Origin of the sequence: Sulfitobacter sp. UBA4523, from assembly GCF_002388305.1 — a bacterium.
GTDB lineage: Bacteria > Pseudomonadota > Alphaproteobacteria > Rhodobacterales > Rhodobacteraceae > Sulfitobacter > Sulfitobacter pontiacus.
This window is the reverse complement of record NZ_DGMH01000050.1, coordinates 155,009-175,720: the sequence shown is the minus strand read 5'-3', so window position 1 is coordinate 175,720 and position 20,712 is coordinate 155,009. Positions and strand designations below refer to the sequence as shown.

Below are 20,712 nucleotides of genomic sequence, written 5' to 3'. Positions count from 1 at the left end.
TGGACCCTTCCGATGGCCCTATTGGCAACCACGGCGCCAGCCTTGGCGCAGGACAGCGTTGCCACGACCGCCGCAGCCGCTACGGCCCCCGCAGAGCCCTTCCAGCAGACGATTGCGGTCGCCTGCCGCTTTACGTGGGAATGTGTGGAGAACGAGCCCTGCACCGAGACAGAGTTCACCCCCGACATCACCGGCAACGCAGGCGGAGCCTCTGCCGATGCGCTGACGGTTCAATCACAAATGGTCAGCGACGCCGAAACCGTCGACATGACTGGCACGAAACAGGTCAAGGCGCTGTCCCTGACGGGGGGTGGGTTTGATGCCCGCCACCTGCTGAGCATCGCCGCCGACGGGGCCTCCCGTTATACCGTGCATTACGCTGATGGGCCGATTGTCATCAGCTATCTAGGGACATGCAAATAATGGATTTACTCAACGCTTTCATCGCCTTGGCCAACTATGTGCTGGTTCCGGGCATCGCCTATGGGTCGCAGCTGGCGCTTGGTGCGCTTGGGGTGACGCTGGTCTATGGGATCTTGCGGTTCTCGAACTTTGCCCATGGCGACACAATGGCGCTTGGCGCGATGTCCGCCGTGCTGATCACCTGGGGTTTCCAGTCGCTGGGGCTGAGCCTGGGGGTCTTACCGACCGCACTGCTGGCGCTGCCATTCGCGATCATCATCACCATCGGGCTGCTGCTTGGCACAGACAAGCTGGTCTATAGTTTCTACCGCGAAAAGAAGGCCAAGCCGGTGATCTTTGTCATCGTCTCGCTGGGGGTGACATTCGTCTATAACGGCATCACCCGCTTTATCATCGGCGCAGAGGATCAACGGTTTCTGGATGGCGAACGCTTCATCATCTCGGCCCGCGACTTCAAAGAGATGACGGGGCTGGAGGAAGGTCTGGCGATCAAGACAACCCAAGGGCTGACCGTGGTGACGGCTGTCATCGTGGTTGCCGCACTGTTCTGGTTTCTGAACAAGACACGCTCGGGCAAATCCATGCGCGCCTACTCTGACAACGAGGATCTGGCGCTGCTGTCGGGTATCAACCCTGAACGTGTGGTCATGATCACCTGGATCATTGTGGCCTGTCTGGCGACCACCGCAGGCGTGCTTTACGGCCTGGACAAGTCGTTTAAACCCTTCACCTATTTCCAACTGCTGCTGCCGATCTTTGCCGCCGCGATCGTGGGCGGTCTTGGCAGCCCGATCGGTGCCATCGCGGGGGGCTTTGTTATCGCATTCTCCGAGGTGACGATCACCTATGCGTGGAAAAAGGTCTTTGGCTACCTCGCTCCCGAGGGGATGGCCCCCGACGGCTTGGTGCAGCTTTTGTCCACCGACTATAAATTCGCCGTCAGCTTCGTGATCTTGTTGATCGTGCTGCTGTTCAAACCCACAGGTCTGTTCAAGGGGCAATCGGTATGAACGAGACACTGAAAAACACCGCTCTTTTCGCCATTGTCGCGCTGCTGATCGTGCTCACCGGACTGGCGCAAAGCTGGAACGCGGCGCTGCTGATCATTGCGATGGGGCTGATCTCCAGCATCATGGCACTTGGCGTGAACCTGCAATGGGGCTTTGCGGGGCTGTTCAACGTGGGCATCATGGGGTTTGTCGCCCTTGGCGGTCTGGCCGCTGTGCTGATCGGCATGCCCCCCACGCAAGGCGCTTGGTCCGCGGGGGGCTGGGGGATCCTCATCGCCCTGCTGATGGGGGCCGCGACGATCATTCTGGCGGTTCAGGTGATGAAACGCATGGCCAAGGGATGGCTGCGCACGCTGGTCGTTCTGGTGGTGCTGGTGGCGGGGTTCTTTATCTTCCGCGCCCTGCTCGACCCGTCGGTAAGCGCGGTCGAGGCCGTGAACCCCGCGACCACCGGCTATCTTGGCGGGCTTGGCCTGCCGGTGATCATCGCCTGGCCCGTGGGTGGGCTGTTTGCAGCCGGAGCGGCCTGGCTGATCGGGAAAACCGCGCTTGGGTTGCGGTCGGATTACCTTGCGATCGCGACCCTGGGCATCGCCGAGATCATCATTGCCGTGCTCAAGAACGAGGACTGGCTGTCGCGGGGCGTCAAGAACGTCATCGGCATCCCGCGCCCCGTCCCATATGAGATCGACCTGCAAAATAACGCGGGCTTTGTCGAACAGGCGGCTGGCTTCGGGCTGAACCCGGTAGAGGCATCGACGCTTTGGGTGAAATTCCTGTATGTGTGTCTGTTCGCCGTGGTGCTCTTGGTGCTGATGTGGCTAAGCCAGCGGGCGCTGAATTCGCCCTGGGGCCGCATGCTGCGCGCGATCCGCGAGAATGAGGTCGCAGCCGAAGCCATGGGCAAGGACGTGACCGCACGGCACTTGCAGGTGTTCATTCTCGGCTCTGCCATCTGCGGGATTGCCGGCGCGATGATGACCACGCTGGACAGTCAGTTGACGCCCGGATCCTACCAGCCGCTGCGCTTCACCTTCCTGATCTGGGTCATGGTGATCGTTGGCGGGTCCGGCAACAATCTGGGGGCCGTGCTGGGGGGCTTTTTGATGTGGTACCTTTGGGTGATGGTTGAACCCATGGGGCTGTGGCTGATGCAATTGGTCACCGCGGGCATGTCCGACGGCTATTGGCTGAAAGACCACCTGATCGAATCCGCGGCCCATATGCGGCTGATGACGATGGGTGCGGTCTTGCTGCTGGTATTGCGGTTCAGCCCGCGCGGGTTGATCCCCGAGAAGTAAAAGAAAAGGCCTTATCCCTTGCGGGATAAGGCCAGCCTTCGGCGAGGATTTATTGCCATTTGGAAGCGCGTTCAGCGTCCTTTGAACAACCCGCCCAAGATTCCGCGCACGATGCGCCGGCCGGTTGTGCCTTTCAACTCCTTGATCACCACACTCGCGATGGCACCGCCAAAGCTGTCGTCGCTTTTGGTCGTGCGTTTCGAGGTAGAGCGCGTGACCCGTTTGCCTGCATAGCGTCGCGCTGCATTGAATTCGCGCAAGGCGGGGGATGTGTCTTCGGCCTCGGCTTGTTCCTCGGCTTGTGCTGCCTCTTTCGCGGCGTCTTCGGCGCGTTTGGCCAGCATTTCGAACGCGGAGGCGCGATCAAGGCGGGTGTCGTATTTCCCCGCCATCGGGCTTTGCGCCATCAGGGCGGCGCGGGTGGCCGGATCGATCGGACCAAGCTGCGAGGATGGGGGGCGGATCAGGGTGCGTTCCACGATGCCGGGGATCCCTTTTTTCTGCAGCATGGAGGTCACCGCCTCGCCCACGCCCACATCGCGGATCGCGTCTTCGGTCTCAAAACGCGGGTTCTCGCGGTAGGTTTCGGCGGCAAGGCGCAGCGCCTTGCGATCACGCGCGGTGAAGGCGCGCAAGGCGTGCTGGATGCGGTTGCCCAATTGGCCAAGGATATCTTCGGGCACGTCTGCGGGGTTCTGTGTGATGAAATACACGCCCACGCCCTTGGAGCGGATCAGCCGCGCCACCTGTTCAACCTTGTCGACCAGCGCTTTGGGGGCGTCGTCAAACAGCAAATGCGCCTCGTCGAAGAAGAACACCAGTTTGGGTTTATCGGGGTCGCCGACCTCGGGCAGTTCCTCGAAGAGCTCTGACAGCAACCATAGCAGGAAGGTCGCGTAGAGCTTGGGCGAGTGCATCAGCTGGTCGGCCGCGAGGATATTGATAAAACCGCGCCCGTCCGTGTCTGTTCGCATCAGGTCGGTCAGGGCCAGCGCGGGTTCCCCAAAGAGATCAGCCGCACCTTGGTTTTCCAACACCAGCAAGCGCCGCTGGATCGCCCCGACCGACGCCGACGACACATTGCCGTAGCGCAGCGCCAGGGTTGAAGCGTTTTCCCCGATCCAGACCAGCAGCGCCTGTAGATCCTTGAGGTCCAGCAGCGGAAGCCCGTCTTCGTCAGCGACGCGGAAGGCGATATTGAGGATACCTTCCTGGGCCTCCGTCAGATCGAGAAGCTGCGCCAGCAGCAAGGGCCCCATTTCCGAGATTGTCGTCCGCACCGGATGCCCCTGTTTGCCGAACATATCCCAGAAGGTGACCGGAAAGGCGCTGTAGTCGAAATCGTCAAAGCCGATGGTCTGAGCGCGCTCTGAAAAGGGGGGGTGCAGCTTGTGGCTGGCGGACCCTGCCTGCGCCAGCCCCGACAGATCGCCTTTGACGTCGGACAGAAACACCGGAACCCCTGCGGCGGAAAACCCTTCGGCCAGGATTTGCAGCGTGACGGTTTTGCCTGTGCCCGTGGCCCCCGCGACCAGCCCATGACGGTTGGCATAGCCGATGTTGAGAAACTGCTTCGTCGCGTAGTCTTCGCCACCGCCGCCGATGAAGATATCATTTGTCACGTATTTAATTCCTTTTGGGCCAATAACCTGCAGCCAAAGTGCAGAGCGAGCATACAAACTTAACCTTTTCACACCATAGTGATTTTGTCGCCGGTCGTGATGTCCTTTTCGTGCTGGCGGCACTTCCTCCCTGTCAGACTTGGCCGCGCCTTCGGGTGCGGCCCTTTTTACGTTTGAGGTCCGTTTTACGCGCTTGAAACCGCTGTGATATTTTATGTTGACGGTGCCCGAATGCTTTCGTAACGTGCTTTCAATAAGTCGGCCAAGTCCGATGGGGAGAACGAAGAACAGGGAAAAGGACGCATCGCGTCCTTTTTTCTATTTCAACCCCCCGCGCCCGGCCTCTTCCCCGTGAAAACCTGATGAAATAGGCAATATTTTGCCTTAAATCACGATGGTTTCAGCGCTATCGTCCTGACATTGGCATTGGCGCATGGTAGATGGCGTCGAATTTAACTGATTTGGAACGAGCATGAAAAAGTATATCACACTTCTCCCACTCTGCGCGGCGATGGCTCTGACTATGCCCGTTTCCGGTTACGCACAGACTGCAGCCACGGAAACACCCGCAGCAACAGACGCCCCGGAAACGGCGGAGCCGACCGCTGAAGCGGCACCCGCGACGGAAGAAAACACCACCACCGGCAGCAGCACCGACGTACAGTCGCAGCTGAGCCTTGGTGAAGATGCCGACGGGGAGCCGACCCTGGGTAAGCCCTACACCAAAGAGGTGATCGGTGCCTGGGAGATGCGCTGCATCAAGACCGAAGAAGAGGTCGACCCCTGCCAGATGTACCAGCTGATGGATGATGGCCAAGGCGCGCCTGTCGCCGAATTCTCGCTGTTCCGCCTGCCAGCGGGCGGTAAGGCGACAGCCGGTGCCACTGTGGTTGTGCCCTTGGAAACGGCCCTGCCCTCGCAGCTGACGCTGACCGTCGATGGTGGCAAAGCGCGCCGCTATCCTTTCGCTTTCTGTAACCCCGTTGGTTGCTACGTCCGCATGGGCCTGACCGAAGCCGATGTCGCCGCGTTCAAACGCGGGAAAGAGGCCGTGATCACCATCGTGCCCGCGCTGGCACCTGACCAGAAGGTAGAACTGTCGCTGTCGCTGGACGGGTTCACCGCAAGCTTCGACAAATCTTCGGTTGTTGAAGACCGGTAAGCAAATGTTTGGCCCTCGGGCCGTTGAGACGACAAAGCCGCCCCGTTTGACGTGGGCGGCTTTTTCATGGGCGGTGTCGCTGGTAAGATCAGATCGCGCGCAGCGCCAGTACCGCGTTCATGCCGCCAAAGGCAAAGGCGTTGGACAACGCCACCGTGACCCGCGCATCGCGGGCCACATTGGGCACCACATCCAAGGCGCAGTCGGGGTCGGGCTCTTCGTAGCCGATGGTGGGGGCGATCACCCCGTCGCGCAGGGCCATGATGCAGGCCAAAAGCTCTACCGCGCCGGTGCCGCCGATCAGATGCCCATGCATCGATTTGGTCGAGCTGATCATCAGCCTGTCTGCATGGGTGCCGAACACATCTGCCACCGCCGCACATTCGGTTTTATCATTGGCTGCCGTGCCCGTGCCATGGGCGTTGATATAGCCCACCTCGTCCGGATTGATCCGGGCGTCGTCCAACGCGCCTTTGATCGCGCGGGCAGCACCCGCCTTGGACGGCATCACAATGTCCGACGCGTCAGAGGACATGGCAAAGCCCGATACTTCGCACAGGATATCAGCCCCGCGGGCGCGGGCGTGGTCATATTCCTCGAACACGAAAATGCCTGCGCCTTCGCCCTGCACCATCCCACTGCGATTGGCCGAGAACGGGCGGCAGGCGTCGCGCGACATCACGCGCAGCCCTTCCCACGCCTTGACCCCGCCAAAGCACATCATGGATTCAGATCCGCCTGTGACCATCGCCGGTGCCATCCCGCTGCGGATCATCGAAAACGCCTGCGCCATCGCGTGGTTCGAGGACGCGCAGGCGGTTGAAACGGTGAAGGATGGCCCCTTGAGGTGATGCTCCATGCTCACATGGCTGGCGGCGGCGTTGTTCATCAGGCGCGGCACCACAAAGGGATGCACGCGGTTCTTCCCTTCGGCATAGACCGCACGGTAGTTATCGTCCCATGTGCTGACCCCGCCGCCCGCCGTGCCAAGCACCACGCCGGATTTCGCCGAGAGCTCTCCCTTGAACTCTAGCCCCGATTGGCGGATCGCCTCCGCCGCGGCGGCAAGGGTGAACTGGGTGAACCGGTCATACAGCGCGATCTTCTGGCGGTTATACTGGCTTTCGCCGTCAAACCCGTGGACCTGACCGCCGATCTTGATCGACAGCCTGTCCACGTCGCGGAAATCAAGCGGCCCGATTCCACACACCCCGTTGCGCATGGCCGCAAGCGTATCGGGCACGTTCAACCCCAGCGGATTGACCGTGCCCGCACCCGTAATCACGACACGTTTCACGCGTCAGGCCTGCTCGGCGCGCAGCCGTTCCACCCCTGCGACAATGCTGGCCACGCTAGAGATATCGAAACCCGTGGCGTCCGGCTGGTTCGCGTTGAAGGGCACCGATACGTCGAATGTCTCTTCAATCGCGAAGATGCTTTCGACGATGCCCATGCTGTCGATGCCAAGGCTTTCGAGCGTGCTGTTCATGGTGACATCCGATGGCGTCAGAAACGCTTGATCGGCGATAATGCTGATGACCTGATCTTTGATGTTCATCCTAAGTCTCCGTCAGAACGGGCCATGCCTCGGCCCTAGCTTGTCTCACTGTCTTTGGAGGTGCCCATCTGGGATTTTAACGCCGCCACATCGCGAAGCAAGCGCGGCAAACGGCGCAGCGCTTTGTAGCCTTCGATCTGCTTGCCCATTTCCGTCGCGGGATAGCCCAGCAACGACCGGCCCGCGGGCGCATTGGACAGGATCTTGGTGCCGCCGCCCGCGATCACCCCGTCGCCGATGGTAATATTGTCGCTGACGCCCACCTGACCACCCAGCACCACGTTGTCGCCGATGGTCACGGAACCGGCGATACCGACCTGCCCGCACAACAGACAGTTTTTGCCGACCACAACGTTATGCCCCAGATGGACGAGGTTATCGAGCTTGCTGCCGTCGCCAATCACGGTGTTGCGAATGGTGCCGCTGTCAACCGTGCAGTTCATACCGCATTCCACGTCGTTCCCGATGGTCACACTTCCAAGGGTGTGAATACGGGTCCATTGTTGCGCTTTTGTGTCGCCGCGATCACCAAGGGTCTTGCGGGTCTGTTCCACTGTGCTGGGTTCAGCCGTCACGAACGAAAACCCGTCGCCGCCGATCCGCGCGCCCGGTTGCGCGATGAAGTCATCGCCGATGCGTACCCGCGCGCCGATGCTGACGTGATCGCGCAGATAGGCGTTCTTACCCAGGACCGCGTCTGTCCCAATGTAGCACTGCGGCCCGATGACAGAACCAGCGCCGATTTTCGCGCCCGCCGCCACAATCGCCAGTGGGCCGACAGAGACATCCTCGGCCAGTTCGGCAGTCTCATCAATAACGGCAGAGGGGTGGATGCCAGCCCCGAACCCCTGCCCCGGATCCATCATGCGGGTTAGTCCCGACATGGCAAAGCGCGGACGGTCCGGCAGGATGGCGGCCTTCAACCCCATCTCTTGCCAATCGGCATCGGGCCAGAGCATGGCCGCGCGGGCCGATCCGTCAGACAGCGATTGTGCGTATTTGGGGCTCATGGCGAGCGCGAGATCGTCGGGGCCCGCGTCTGCCGGCTCTGCCAGTTTGGCAATCGAAATGGAGGTATCGCCGACCGCTGGCAAGCCAAGCGCGTCGGCGATCTGTTGGATGGTGTAGGTCATGTGCGGTCTCCCCTTGTCAGGGACGAGTTAACCCTGAACCGCGCCCAATGCCACCCCCGCCTTGCTCAGCGCATCCCAGATACGGCCATCGCGACCATAGATATCGGCGCGATACTGCGTATGGCCGCGCGGCGTGGTGAAGGCGGTGCGGTAGATGATGTGGACCGGCACTTCGGTATCCAGATGGACGAAAGTCTCGCGGCCTGTGGCCAGTTGCCGTTTGAAATAGGCGACAGGATCAGCCGCTTGCGGGGCCAGCAGCGTATAGGCGAAATCAAACGGATCGGCGAGCCGCACGCAGCCGTGGCTAAAGGCCCGAACGTCGCGGTCAAACAGGCTCTTGGAGGGCGTGTCGTGCAGGTAGATGTTGTATTTGTTGGGGAAAATGAACTTCACCAACCCAAGAGCATTGGTCCGCCCCGGCTTTTGGCGCATGCCATAGGGGAAGGTGCGCGCTGTATAACGGCTAAAGTTCACAGACCCACGGCTGATGATCCGGCCGCGGTTATCGATCAGATCAATATGACCCGCGGCATTGGGGTTGCGCTGCATCGACGGCAGATATTCCTTGGTCACGATCGACCGCGGCACCGTCCACGTCGGGTTGATGACGATATATTCCATCACATCCGAGAATTCAGGCGTCAGGCGGTCCGATTGGTTCGCCCCCACGACCGAGCGTGTCTCGAAGGTGACCTGCCCGTTGTCGACAACGGACGCGGTGAAGGCGGGGATATTGACCAGCACGTGACGTGCGCCGCGTTCCTTGTTCAGCCAGCGTTCACGCTCCATCGCGACGATGACGGATTGCAGCCGCGTCTCGACGCTCTTGTTGATCTCGGCCATGGTGCCGGAGCCGGCAACGCCGTCCTCATTCAGCCCGTGATCTTTTTGAAAGCTGCGCACCGCCTCTTGCAACGTGGCGTCATAGGTCATCACGTTAGAACGTTTCAGATACCCCATCGACATCAACCGGTTGCGCAGCGCGACCACTTGCGTGCCTTGCGCCCCGGGCTTGAGCGAGGATGCAGGCACTGCGGGGCCCCAACCGCCTTGGGTCAGCAAATGCTCCATCCGCAGCTTTTCACGCATCAGGGCGTTATACTCCATCGTCCGCGGGCGCAGATTGCGTAGGAACGGCGTGGGATCGGAAGAAATGAAATCGGTGATATAGGTCTGACGGTCGCGGTATGGCACCTCGCGCACGATGGACGGATCAATGCGCGACGGCACCAGCACACCGGTTTGCAGATCACGGGCGTATTGCAGGAAAACGCGCGTCATCTCGACCTCGGCCAGCCCGCGATCCCGCGGGGTCTGCGCGTTTTTGAGCTTTTCCATCAGCCCTTGAGGGTCATAGCGTGCGACGGGCAGCCCGTGCAAATCAGCCGCGCGGATCGCTGACATAAGTGCAGCACGTCGGGCGCGCTGTGTCTCTGTCGCTTCGGTCCAGATCGGTGCATAGCCGTGGGTCCGGTAGTAGGCGGCGATATCCTCATCCCGCGCGGCGGCTTCGGCAACGGCCTGTTTGAACGCGGTCACCTGCGCAAAAGCGGGTTGCGGCGCGGTAAAGAGTGTCAGAGCGGTGGCAGCAGCCCCAAGAAAACCGGCCATGCGGCGAAATTTCCGCGATTGAATGCTTAAAATACGAGTCATTGATTCCCCCGAAATCGGTGAGCTTTGGATTTCCTAGATAGGCAGGGAACCCTATGCTCTTGTCCAATAACAATGCCCGTGAACTGAAAACTAAGGATAAATTGATGCTTATCGGCATCGCCCCTGTGGCAAAAATGAACAACCAACTAAGGGTTGCGCAAAAATTCGCCTAAATTTGTTGATGGATGGAACCTTTTCGATTCAGCACTTGGTTCAAGAATCGCGCTATGCCATAAATTGTTGCATCTGGGGATCGTTGGAAAACTCCGTGTAACATCATGGAACCAAAGGCAGAAGACGGGACATACAATCAATGACTGGTAAGAGCACTTCGGGCATGACCCGGCGCTCCGTATTGGGCGCATTCGCAGCGACGGCCGTAGCAGCGGCACCGACCTTCGCAAACGCAGCAGGATTTTTGCGTGGGGCCGGCGATATTCGTCGCATCAAGATGTATTCCGGCCGGACCGGCGAACGCATCGACATGATCTATTGGATCGAAGGCAACTACATCAAAGATGCCGTATCCGAGCTGAACTATTTCATGCGTGACTGGCGTACCGATGGCGTCAAATCGATGGACCTGCGCACCGTGGACATTATGGCTGCGTCGCATAACCTTCTGGATGTGTCCGAGCCCTATATGCTTCTATCCGGCTACCGCAGCCCGCAGACCAACGCGATGCTGCGTTCCAGATCGCGCGGTGTGGCCAAGAACTCCCTCCATATGCGTGGTCAGGCGGCTGACCTGCGTCTGGCATCGCGCTCGGTGAACCAGATGGCACGTGCGGCGATTGCTTGTAACGGTGGCGGTGTTGGTCGCTATTCCGGCTCTAACTTCGTGCATATGGATTGCGGTCAGGTGCGTAACTGGGGCGGCTAAGCGCCAGACGACGACCACGGAAACAAAGCGCCCTCGGGCGCTTTTTTCGTTTTAAGACAACGCGCTATTCGATCTCTTTCGCTCAGCCGATCCACACGAGCGTCACCCAGGCCAGCACCCCATAGCGCAATGCTTTGCCGATGCCAACGATTGCGACGAAGGACCACAGCGGCTCTCTTAGCACCCCTGCGGTGACAGTCAGCGCGTCGCCGACAACCGGAAACCAGCTGACCAGCAGCGACCAGCGGCCATAGCGCGCGTACCACGTCTCGGCCCGCGCCATTTGCGACGGGGATGCAGGAAACCAGCGCTTATGTTGGAACCGCAGCACCGCATGCCCCAGCCCCCAATTCACCACCGACCCCAAGACATTGCCCACCGTGGCAACCGCCAGCAACCCCAGAACCCCGTGCTGGCCATGGATCATCAGCCCGACCAGCAACGCTTCGGATTGCATCGGTAGAATCGTCGCTGCAAGAAAGGCGACCGCGAAAAGGCTCAGGTAACCGGTCATTGACGCGCCCGAACCAACGGGCATCTGACGACCCGTTCGGGGCGTCGAAACCGATCACCGTACAGGCGGAATATATCGTAAGGGGGGTATGGCGGACAGACAGGGATTCGAACCCTGGAGACGGTCTCCCGCCTACACACTTTCCAGGCGTGCGCCTTCGACCACTCGGCCACCTGTCCATTGAGGGGGTGTTTAACGTGACCTGCAGGCGGGGTGCAAGGGGTAAAACGCGCGAAATTCAACAAGATTTCAATGCGCCGTTCAGCTGTCGAGATGGACGTAGATCCGGCGGGTGCCGCGCCCCTTTTTCTCAATCTTGCCAAGGCGTACCGCGCCAATCTCTCCGGTGCGGGCAACGTGGGTGCCCCCGCAGGGCTGCAGGTCGATCCATGCGTCACCCTCTCCGATTTGCACCAGACGTACGTTGGCCGCCGTGACCGGTGGTGCGACAGATAACGTCTTGACCAGTTCAGGCGCGGCTTGCAATTCCTCTTGGGTGATCCAGTGATCCGTGATCGGCAAATCCTGCGCGATATAGGACGCCAGCGCGTCCTCGATGCCGTCGCGATCCTCTGGCGCATCGGCAAGGTCAAAGTCGAGCCGCCCATGCGTGGCAGAGATTTGCCCCCCCACCACGGGGAACGGCACGACCACGGACAACAGATGCAGCAGGCTGTGCACCCGCATGTGCCGGTGCCGGCGGTCCCAATCCAGCTTTTGCGTGACATGGGTGCCCGGCTGGGGGATTTCCTCGGGCTCGGCCGGAACCAGAATGATGGACCCGTCCAGCCCCTTGACCGTTGTCGCGATCGGCATGCGCTGCTTGTCCCAGTGCAGCCAACCGCTGTCCCCCGGTTGCCCGCCGCCCGTGGGATAGAACACCGTCCGGTCCAGCACGATCCCGCCCTCGTCGGTGATGGCGATGACTTTGGCGGCGCTGTCGCGGGCATAGGCGTCGGTGAGGTAGATCGGCTCGTTCAACTGTCCTCTCCATCCTGCTTAGAGGGTTTTTCGCCGGCGCGGGTGCGCAGCCATACGTCCCGCTGGGGAAAGGGCACCTCGATGTTTTCGGCGGCAAAGCGTTCGACGATGGCGTGGTTGATATCGCTTTTGACCGACATCATCCAATTCACGTCCCGCAGGAAGGCCCGGATCTCGAACTCCAGCGCGTCGGCCCCGAAACGCACCAGCAGCACATTCGGCGCGGGGTTCGCAAGCACCAGCGGCTGGTCCTCCGCGATCTCGCGCAGGATCGCCTCGACGCGGCGGGTATCGGTGCCATAGGCCACCCCGACCGAGATGATGACCCGCCCCACGGTATTGCCACGGGTAAAATTGGTCACCGTACCGCTGACAAGATCGGCGTTCGGGACAATCACATCGGTGCGGTCAAAGGTTTCGATCCGCGTGGATCGCACCGAAATATCGCGCACATAGCCGGACTTGCCACCGACCTCGATCCAGTCGCCTTCGGAAATGGGGCGTTCGATCAGCAGGATGATCCCCGAGACGAAGTTGCTGACGATGTTCTGTAGACCAAAACCGATACCGACCGACAGCGCACCGGCAACGATGGCAAGCGAGCTAAGGTCAATGCCCGCCCCCGTGATCGCGGCCAGCGCCGCAAGAAAGATCCCGACATAGCCCAGCCCCGACAGCAGCGCGTTCTGTCCGCCGATGTCGATCTTGGTCTTGGGCAGGACATTGCTGCGCAGCGCCCCTTGCAGCAGCCGCGTGAGCAGATAGCCGATCGCAAAGATAACCGCGAAGGCCAGCAGGTTCGACGGCGAGATCTGGCTTTCCCCGATGGTGAACCCGCGCGAGAATGCGGCCCATAACTCGGTCAGGTCCGCGACCCTTGCGCCCCAGACCAGCGCAAGCACGGGCATCGCCAGTAACAGCAAGATCAGACCGAAGAACAGCGGCATCAGCGCTTCGCGTGCGGCAATGCCCTGCCCCGTGATCGCGCCATAGACATCCGCAGAAAAGCGTTGCAGCGCCATGACCAGCCCCAGCACAGCCAGTGTCGTCACATAGGGGCGCAGGATCGCATCCGACAGATCTTGATAGCCAAAGGCATACAGCAGCGGTGCCACCACAGAGACCGCAATAGCCCCCAGCCCGGCACTGCGTACAACCCGCGCATGGGACGACGCTTTGGTCATGCCATCGGCGTCCGGCGTATCCTCTTCGGGTTCACGGTAGCTGCGCAGGATACGACCGATCTGGAACAGCGCGAGACTGGTCAGCACCGCCAGCGGGAATTGCACCACCGCGCGTGTCGCCAAGCTGGGGTCGCCGATTTCAAGCACCGTCAGCGCCACGATAGACAGGATCATCACGAAGGTGATCGCGTTCACGTAGAACCGTGCGGATTTACGTTGCTGTGCAGACAGCGGCAAAAGCGCTTCGTCTTCTTCGCGGGCAAAGACCCGTTCGGACACCCAGCGGAACCCGAAGATAAGCAGGCCAATCAGCGGCAGCAATTCAACGACCTGTGTCGCGCGTGCGCCCAGAAAACCCGATTGCCGTGCCGCGATGGTCAGCAGGTAGAGCCCCACCAGCGGGAACAGGATGCGCAACAGGGAAACGACAAAGCGCCAGATCCCCATGCCGCGCGCCTGATGAACGCGCAGGGTATGCGCAATCTTCATCGCCCAGACACGACCGCGGAACAGCAAAAGCAAGCCGGCAATACCTGCGAAGAAAACGGTCGGCAGGTTGTTTTCCAACGTATTCAGCGCGCTGTCCGTATCCTGTTCAGCACTTTCCTGCCAGAAAGCGGCAAAGGCATCCTGCATCTCGACCAGCGCGGGCCCCCAATAGACGGGGTTCAGCGGCGACGGCGTGGTGCGGAGCAGCCGTTCGGTCTGGCGTTCGCGAATGATCTTGTCGATCTCGCGCACCAGCCCGTCTGCGCGCAGAAACTCGCGCTCTGCGATCTGCACGGGGGCCAGCAGGGTGTTCAGCTGCTGGTTGATGTCGGCGCGGGTCTTGGCCACCTCTGGCGCTTCGGGTTCGGCATTTTCGCCCTCGGGCGCTGTGCCCAAGGCGGCAAGCTGGTCGCGCAGCGCGGCGATACGTTCAGCGTTCAGCGTGCGCGCGGCCTCGAACTCGGACCGGTAGTTGACGATACGCTCGCGCAGACTGTCGAGTTCGGAAGTCGGTGTGTCGGCCTTTTCAACCGATTGTTCCGCCTTGACCGCAACACTATCCCATTGCTCCGCCGTTTTCTCGACGTCGGTCTGCGCGAAAGCCGCGGTCGTCAGGCAAAGCGCCAGAAGACCGCAGGCAAGAAGCCCCCTGAGCGTCGCGATCATTGGTCTTCGAAGACGCCGGGAATGGATTGTGGGGCGCGATCCAGCCAAGCGGGCACGGGCAGATCTTTTTCGCGCAGGAAGTCGGGGTTGAACAGTTTCGACTGATAGCGCGTGCCAAAGTCACACAGGATCGTCACGATGGTATGCCCCGGCCCCATATCCTTGGCCAGACGCACCGCACCGGCGACGTTCACACCCGACGACGCCCCAAGGCAAAGCCCTTCGTGTTGCAGCAGGTCAAAGACATAGGGCAGCGCCTCTGCGTCCGAGACGTTGTAGCTGAAATCGGGCGTGAACCCTTCGAGGTTCTTGGTGATGCGGACCTGACCGATACCTTCAGCGATTGATCCGCCTTCGGCGACCAGTTCACCCTTGGTGTAGTAGTTATGCAGCGCGGCCCCGTCCGGGTCGGCAATCGCGATTTTCACGCCTTTGGGCTGCAACGCCATGCCGATCCCGGCCAGCGTGCCGCCGGATCCTACCGCACAGCAGAACCCGTCCACCTTGCCGCCGGTCTGCTCCCAGATCTCGGGGCCGGTGGTTTCGATATGCGCCTGACGGTTGGCGACGTTGTCGAACTGGTTGGCCCAGATCACACCTTCATTCGTGGTGCGCGCCAGTTCATTCGCGAGCCGTTCCGAGTAGCGCACAAAGTTGTTGGGGTTGCGGTAGGGTGCCGCGGGCACTTGCACCAGCTCGGCCCCGGCAAGGCGCAGCATGTCTTTCTTTTCCTGACTTTGTGTTTCAGGAATGACGATCACGGTTTTGAACCCCATCGATGCGCCGACAAGTGCCAGCCCGATACCGGTGTTCCCTGCCGTGCCTTCGACAATCGTGCCGCCGGGTTTCAGCGTGCCCTTGGCGATGGCATCCTGAATGATGAACAGCGCAGCACGGTCCTTGACCGACTGGCCGGGGTTCATGAATTCCGCCTTGCCGTATATCTCGCAGCCGGTTTCCTCGCTCGCCTTGCGCAGACGAATAAGAGGGGTGTTGCCAATGGCCTGCGCCAGATCAGATGCGACGTGCATGGGATGCTCCTAAATCAAGTTACATCCGGTGTAGCGGCGGGCGCTTCCAACCTCAAGCGTTCCCGATGCCGCGCAAGCCAGTAAGCGGCAATCACCAGCGGCGCATTGGCAGCTTCAAGCTGGTCTACCATCGTCATCAGCGCATCAAAGCCGATGAGATGGGACCGGATATCCTCGTTTTCGGCCTCAAGCCCGTTCACACCGGTGCTATCATCGGGCAAATCAGCAAGCCCCAGATAGATATAGAAAAATTCCGTAGAATCTCCCGGGGAGGCATAGACTTCCGCGATTTTTTCAAGCTTGCGCAGGGTCAGACCCGCTTCTTCCTGCGCTTCGCGGTGCGCGGCGTCTTCGGGGCTTTCGCCCGGATCAACACGGCCCGCGATGGGTTCAAGCTGCCACTGCGCGCGATCCCCCCGCGCCACCGGCCCCATGCGCAGCTGCTCTACCAGCATCACCCGATCCCGCACCGGATCATAGGGCAGCACCAAGGCGGCATCCGTCGCGACGAAGACCGCACGCTCCAGCACATCGGTCATCGTGCCGTCGAAACGCTCGTGCGCGAGGTGATATTCGTTCAGCGCGAAATAATTGGTATAGGCGCGGTCAATCCGGTCGATCCGGACCTTGCCGTCCAGCGTCCCTGCCCCGTGTTTCGACCGAAGCGCATTCACCTGCGCCGCTGCCCGTGACCGGATCATCGGGAACATCTGCGCCACGCGGTCGGCAGTGTAGACGCCGAAATAATCCATCACCTCGCGCGCGGCAAAGCAGCTGAGCGCACCCCAGTCTGCCTGCCACTGCGTCAGCGACCACGGGTCACGTGTTGTCCATTGATCAGGCCGCGCGAAATAGCCCAAAGCGCTTGCGCCGCTTTCCAACGTGATTTCTTGCAGGTCGTAGGCAAAGCTGCCCTCGTAGAAATTCAATCGGTCCAGATCGTTCTGCCCCAGCCCGCGCAGCAACACCCCTTCGGCGGATTGGTCCGGCGCCGGCACGATGCAGGGGAACGGCCCCTCGACAACGGATAAGGCGATGTGATCCGGCAAACGGTCCGGCGAGATGTCAAGCCGGTCCGCCGCGCGCCCCATCACGATTTCAAGCAGCGGCACATGCCGCAACGACCCATAGAGGAAAAGATCTGTCATCGGCTTAAGGGAACTTGCTGTCGATAAGGTTTGTGATCACGCCACTGACGGCACCGCCAATCAACACGACCGCGATGATCGGCACCGTCGCCATGATCAGGAAGTATTCGGCACCGATACCGATCATGCCCACCAGCGCCTCTCCGACACCGCCATAGCGGTGCATCATCGCGTTCTCGATCATCTCGCGGCCTGCCTGGATGAACAGCCCCCAGAACACCAGAACCACGGCACCGGTCAGCCCGATGGTGATCCCTTCGGAAACGCCACCGCCCGCACGTGCCCCCATGACCCGCCACCCGACCGCGAGCCCGAGGGCAATATTGGTGGGAATGAAATACCCGAACTGAGTGGATTCAGGCATCAGGGGCATGATCATGCGCGAAAGGGCAAAGCCCATCAGCGCCAGGCAGAAAGCGGCTGTCAGGCGGGCAGCGGTCGGCATCGGGATTTCCTTAGACTACAAGCAACGCGCCCTCAGGCCGGACGCTTCACGGTAATCTGTGTCACATCGCAATTGCCGCTGTCAAAGGTAGACGCGCAAGAGGTGAGGTAGAAATCCCACATCCGCTTGAAGCGTTCGTCAAAGCCCATGCGCGCGATCTCTTCCCACTTCTCGTTGAAGGTCGTATGCCAGCGGCGCAGCGTGACGTCGTAACTTTTCCCGAATTCGATAGACTTTTCAACGGCTAGTCCGGCACTCTCAACCTGTTGCTTCAACACCGTAGGGCTTGGCAGCATACCACCCGGAAAGATATATTTCTGAATGAAATCAACGCCTCGCTTGTACACCTTCCAGCGACGGTCCGGCACGGTGATGATTTGCAACGTCGCTTGACATCCAGGTTTAAGACAGGCGTGCAACGTATTGAAATACGACGGCCAGTACTGCTCCCCAACGGCTTCGAACATCTCGATGCTGGCAATACCATCGTAGGTGCCACGCTCGTCACGGTAATCTTGAAGCTTGAACTGAACAACATCGTCCAAGCCCGCGTTTTCAATACGTTCTTTGGCGTAGTTAAACTGCTCTTTACTGATCGTGAGGCACGTTACCTTGAGCCCGCGTTCCTTCGCTGCATATTCAGCGAAACCGCCCCAGCCGCAGCCGATTTCCAGCACATGATCCCCAGCCGAGACCCCCATCTGATCCACCATAGAGGCATATTTCGCGGTCTGCGCCGCCTCTAGCGATTGTTGAAAGCCGTCCTCGAAAAGCGCGCTTGAATAGGTCATCGTGTCATCAAGCCACAATTTGTAGAAATCATTCCCCAAATCATAGTGATAGCTGATGTTCTTACGCGCTTGCTTCTTGCTGTTGCGCTGCAACCAGAAGCGCAGGGATTCAAATTTGCGGATCAACCCCATGCCGGGGAATGAATCGTAGATATCCTCATTCGCATGGGCCACGTCCATAAAGGCCTGCAGGTCCGGTGTGCTCCACCATTCGTCAAGGTAGGCATCGCTGAAACCAAGATCACCCTCCCTGATAAGACGCGCGAACAAGTCATTGTTATGGATACGGATTTCTGCAATGGGCAGCGGGTTCTTTCCGGTTGCGCGAAAGCACCGCCCGTCGGGCAAAACAAAGTCGACCTGCCCGTTTTGCATTTCCTGCGCCATCGCAAAAACACGCGAGAAATATCGTGGAAGGGCAGTTTGCCCCTCGGTGCTGGTCAAAATCATTCGCTCTCCTGTATGCGCTTGGACGCGTATCTTATTGGTTTATGGGTGTTACGTGGGAGATCCACGTTTCATAAAGGTTAAAAGTTTCGCCCCTTGTAGGTTTCAAGGGCCCGTTCGCGCCCTTCGTCCAGCGCGATGATCTTTTCGGGATAGTCATCATCCGCCGACAAGGGCCAACTGCGCGGGATCGCATCAAAGAATGCAAGCGCGTCCTTATGCGGATTGGCACGCCCTTCGGCGATCCAGCGACTGGTGTAGTCTCTATTCTTATCAAATTTATCCAGCTGTGTCTCGGGGTTGAACACGCGGAAATACGGAGACGCGTCCGGCCCCGACCCCGCCGCCCATTGCCACCCCATCGCATTGCTCGCGGGGTCCCAGTCGATTAGGCAATGTTCAAACCACTTTTGCCCGATGCGCCAGTGACACATCAAATGTTTCGTCAGATAGCTCGCGACGATCATGCGGCCCCGGTTATGCATGCGGCCGGTGACATAGAGCTCGCGCATAGCGGCATCGACAAAGGGTTCGCCCGTGCGCCCCTGTTTCCAGGCTTTCACCTCGGCGCGGTGTTCATCCTCGTTCCAGGGGAAGGCATCCCATTCCTCGCGCCAGTTATCGGTCAGCATCCGTGGCGTGTGATGCATCAGGTGATAGGCAAACTCGCGCCACACCAGCTCTTTCAGAAAGGTCTCCGCCCCCTGTTTGCCGTCGTGCAAGGCGCGCTGCGCGGCGTGCCAGCATTGATGCGGGCTGATCTCACCCAGCGACAGGTTCTCGGACAGGTTCGACGTGCCATCGGTGCCGGGAATGTCGCGGGTCTGCTTATAGTCGGCTACCCCATGCGCCATGAAGGCCCCCAGCCGCGACTGCGCGGCTTTTTCACCCAGACAGACAAACCGGCGTACCACATCGGCACCACGGTCCATCGCAGCCCCCAAGCCCCACCCGTCCAGCGCATCACTGTCGGGCCAGCTTTCCGGCGCGGGCAGGTCTGAAGGTGCGGACAGCGGCGGCTCAACATCGCGGGTTTTGACGTTGTTCCAGAACGGCGTGTAGACCTTATAGCAGTCGCCCGCCTTGGTCTCGACCGTCCAGGGTTCGAACATAACGTGCCCCCCAAAGGATTTCGCCTCTATCCCGTCGCTGCACAGGATCTCTTTGATCTTGCTGTCGCGCTGCACGCTGTCCGGATCATAAAGCCGCGACCAATAGACGGCGCCGGCGCCCGTCTCCTTGATCAGAGCCTGTAGTACCTCAAGCGCATCGCCTTCACGCAAGACCAGCCTGCTCGACACCCCCTCAAGACTGTCCGCCAGCGCCCCGATCCCCAACCCCAGACGCCATTTCGGCGCCGCGCCAAGCGCGTCGACACTCTTGTCCTTGATAAAGACGGGTATTACGGGCCGCCCCGCGTTTGCAGCGGCAGATAGGGCCGGATGATCGCTAAGCCGCAGATCGCGGCGATACCAAAGAAGGATGGGGCTTTTATCAGACATGTCACACTTTGCGTTAAGGTGATGCAAAGCTAGTGCTGCCCCCGCAAGGTCAAGGCCGTACCAGTCCCTAAATACGCCAAACGGCGACCCCAAGGGGCCGCCGCCAGACAAATCGTAGCAGTCGTGCCGGTGGTTTAGCCGTTCACATCAACCACAACACGGCCCCGCACCTGACCGTTCAGGATGTCTGCCCCCAGCTTGGGCAGATCGCTCAGCGTTGCAGGCACGACCATATCCTCAAGCTTGGACAGTGGCAGGTCTTTCCCGATCCGCTGCCATGCGCGCAGACGGTTGTCATAGGGTTGCATGACGGAATCGATCCCCAGCAGGTTCACACCGCGCAGCAGGAAGGGGATCACCGTGGCCGGCAACCCTGCCCCACCCGCGAGCCCGACAGCTGCGACCGAACCGCCGTATTTCATCTGCCCCAAGACCCGCGCCAGCATCTCGCCGCCCACGGCATCAATGCAACCGGCCCAGGTTTCGGATTCCAGCGGACGTTTAACGGTTTCGTTCAACTCTTCCCGCGCGACGATCTGCGTGGCACCCAGCGATTTCAGATAATCCGCCGTATCCGGGCGGCCCGTCACACCGGCGACCTCGTGACCCAATGCAGCAAGGATGGCGACCGCGACCGACCCCACGCCACCGGCGGCACCCGTCACCAGTACCGGCCCATTGCCCGGCACCAGCCCGTGATCCTCCAGCGCCATGACAGACAGCATCGCGGTAAAGCCCGCCGTGCCCACGGCCATGGCCTGGCGGG

Annotated in this window: 18 protein-coding genes, 1 tRNA gene and 1 pseudogene; 5 read left to right on the top strand and 15 right to left on the bottom strand. The window is 60.4% G+C overall.

Annotated features, from left to right (window positions below):
* Positions 1-12: 12 nt before the first annotated feature.
* Genes B3849_RS12295 through B3849_RS12285 form a run of 3 tightly spaced genes read left to right on the top strand, consistent with a single transcriptional unit; the run spans position 13 to position 2,734 of the window.
* On the top strand, positions 13-423 hold the full coding sequence (locus B3849_RS12295; protein ID WP_278426364.1) for a hypothetical protein: 411 nt from the start codon (positions 13-15) through the stop codon (positions 421-423).
* Positions 423-1,433, top strand: a complete 1,011-nt coding sequence (locus B3849_RS12290) for a branched-chain amino acid ABC transporter permease (protein ID WP_005853635.1) — start codon at positions 423-425, stop codon at positions 1,431-1,433. The genes B3849_RS12295 and B3849_RS12290 overlap by 1 nt, the downstream gene beginning before the upstream one ends.
* On the top strand, positions 1,430-2,734 hold the full coding sequence (locus tag B3849_RS12285) for a branched-chain amino acid ABC transporter permease (protein ID WP_278426365.1): 1,305 nt from the start codon (positions 1,430-1,432) through the stop codon (positions 2,732-2,734). Before B3849_RS12290 ends, B3849_RS12285 begins: the two co-directional genes overlap by 4 nt.
* A 71-nt stretch (positions 2,735-2,805) precedes the next feature.
* Here B3849_RS12285 and B3849_RS12280 read toward each other — a convergent pair whose 3' ends face one another.
* Positions 2,806-4,356: a helicase HerA-like domain-containing protein gene (locus tag B3849_RS12280; RefSeq protein WP_278426366.1), complete on the bottom strand. Its 1,551-nt coding sequence runs from the start codon at positions 4,354-4,356 to the stop codon at positions 2,806-2,808.
* 511 nt (positions 4,357-4,867) lie between these two features.
* Between B3849_RS12280 and B3849_RS12275 the strand changes: the two genes are divergently transcribed.
* Positions 4,868-5,518, top strand: a complete 651-nt coding sequence (locus tag B3849_RS12275; RefSeq protein ID WP_081781255.1) for an invasion associated locus B family protein — start codon at positions 4,868-4,870, stop codon at positions 5,516-5,518.
* A gap of 88 nt (positions 5,519-5,606) precedes the next feature.
* Here B3849_RS12275 and B3849_RS12270 read toward each other — a convergent pair whose 3' ends face one another.
* The 4 genes from B3849_RS12270 to B3849_RS12255 are packed head-to-tail and all read right to left on the bottom strand — an operon-like array spanning position 5,607 to position 9,823.
* Positions 5,607-6,815 (bottom strand): beta-ketoacyl-[acyl-carrier-protein] synthase family protein, encoded by a 1,209-nt coding sequence (locus B3849_RS12270; RefSeq protein ID WP_278426367.1) that lies wholly within the window; start codon positions 6,813-6,815, stop codon positions 5,607-5,609.
* A 3-nt stretch (positions 6,816-6,818) separates the two neighbouring features.
* Positions 6,819-7,076: an acyl carrier protein gene (locus B3849_RS12265; protein WP_009824672.1), complete on the bottom strand. Its 258-nt coding sequence runs from the start codon at positions 7,074-7,076 to the stop codon at positions 6,819-6,821.
* 35 nt (positions 7,077-7,111) lie between these two features.
* The gene (gene lpxD, locus B3849_RS12260) at positions 7,112-8,209 is read right to left on the bottom strand and encodes a UDP-3-O-(3-hydroxymyristoyl)glucosamine N-acyltransferase (RefSeq protein WP_009824673.1); all 1,098 of its coding nucleotides are present in this window, start codon (positions 8,207-8,209) and stop codon (positions 7,112-7,114) included.
* Positions 8,210-8,236: 27 nt separating this feature from the next.
* A complete protein-coding gene (locus B3849_RS12255) occupies positions 8,237-9,823 on the bottom strand; it encodes a L,D-transpeptidase family protein (RefSeq protein WP_005853649.1) in 1,587 nt (528 codons plus the stop codon).
* 355 nt (positions 9,824-10,178) lie between these two features.
* On the opposite strand from B3849_RS12255, the gene B3849_RS12250 reads away from it, so the two are divergent.
* Complete coding sequence (locus B3849_RS12250; protein WP_037944325.1) at positions 10,179-10,748, top strand: YcbK family protein; 570 nt, start codon at positions 10,179-10,181, stop codon at positions 10,746-10,748.
* Between the two features lie 82 nt (positions 10,749-10,830).
* Here B3849_RS12250 and B3849_RS12245 read toward each other — a convergent pair whose 3' ends face one another.
* From B3849_RS12245 to acuI, 10 genes and pseudogenes are all read right to left on the bottom strand, one after another.
* Positions 10,831-11,286 carry a YqaA family protein gene (locus B3849_RS12245; RefSeq protein WP_254704201.1) on the bottom strand — a complete coding sequence of 152 codons (456 nt, stop codon included), beginning with the start codon at positions 11,284-11,286 and terminating at the stop codon, positions 10,831-10,833.
* 65 nt (positions 11,287-11,351) lie between these two features.
* A tRNA-Ser gene (locus tag B3849_RS12240) sits at positions 11,352-11,441 on the bottom strand.
* Positions 11,442-11,523: 82 nt separating this feature from the next.
* Positions 11,524-12,243, bottom strand: coding sequence for an alanyl-tRNA editing protein (locus B3849_RS12235; protein WP_286780234.1), 720 nt, complete (start codon positions 12,241-12,243; stop codon positions 11,524-11,526).
* Positions 12,240-14,582 carry a DUF3772 domain-containing protein gene (locus B3849_RS12230; RefSeq protein WP_286780233.1) on the bottom strand — a complete coding sequence of 781 codons (2,343 nt, stop codon included), beginning with the start codon at positions 14,580-14,582 and terminating at the stop codon, positions 12,240-12,242. The genes B3849_RS12235 and B3849_RS12230 overlap by 4 nt, the downstream gene beginning before the upstream one ends.
* Entirely contained in the window at positions 14,579-15,613 is a 1,035-nt protein-coding gene (locus B3849_RS12225; protein WP_005853660.1) for a cysteine synthase A, read from the bottom strand. The genes B3849_RS12230 and B3849_RS12225 overlap by 4 nt, the downstream gene beginning before the upstream one ends.
* A 14-nt stretch (positions 15,614-15,627) precedes the next feature.
* On the bottom strand, positions 15,628-16,761 hold the full coding sequence (locus tag B3849_RS12220) for an NUDIX domain-containing protein (RefSeq protein ID WP_286780232.1): 1,134 nt from the start codon (positions 16,759-16,761) through the stop codon (positions 15,628-15,630).
* A gap of 4 nt (positions 16,762-16,765) precedes the next feature.
* Positions 16,766-17,206, bottom strand: coding sequence for a TrgA family protein (locus B3849_RS12215; protein WP_005853664.1), 441 nt, complete (start codon positions 17,204-17,206; stop codon positions 16,766-16,768).
* Between the two features lie 32 nt (positions 17,207-17,238).
* A complete protein-coding gene (locus tag B3849_RS12210; protein WP_286780231.1) occupies positions 17,239-18,447 on the bottom strand; it encodes an SAM-dependent methyltransferase in 1,209 nt (402 codons plus the stop codon).
* Between the two features lie 77 nt (positions 18,448-18,524).
* The gene (locus B3849_RS12205; protein ID WP_286780230.1) at positions 18,525-19,946 is read right to left on the bottom strand and encodes a cryptochrome/photolyase family protein; all 1,422 of its coding nucleotides are present in this window, start codon (positions 19,944-19,946) and stop codon (positions 18,525-18,527) included.
* A 134-nt stretch (positions 19,947-20,080) separates the two neighbouring features.
* Positions 20,081-20,712, bottom strand: a pseudogene (acuI, locus tag B3849_RS12200) (acryloyl-CoA reductase); the annotation flags it as partial.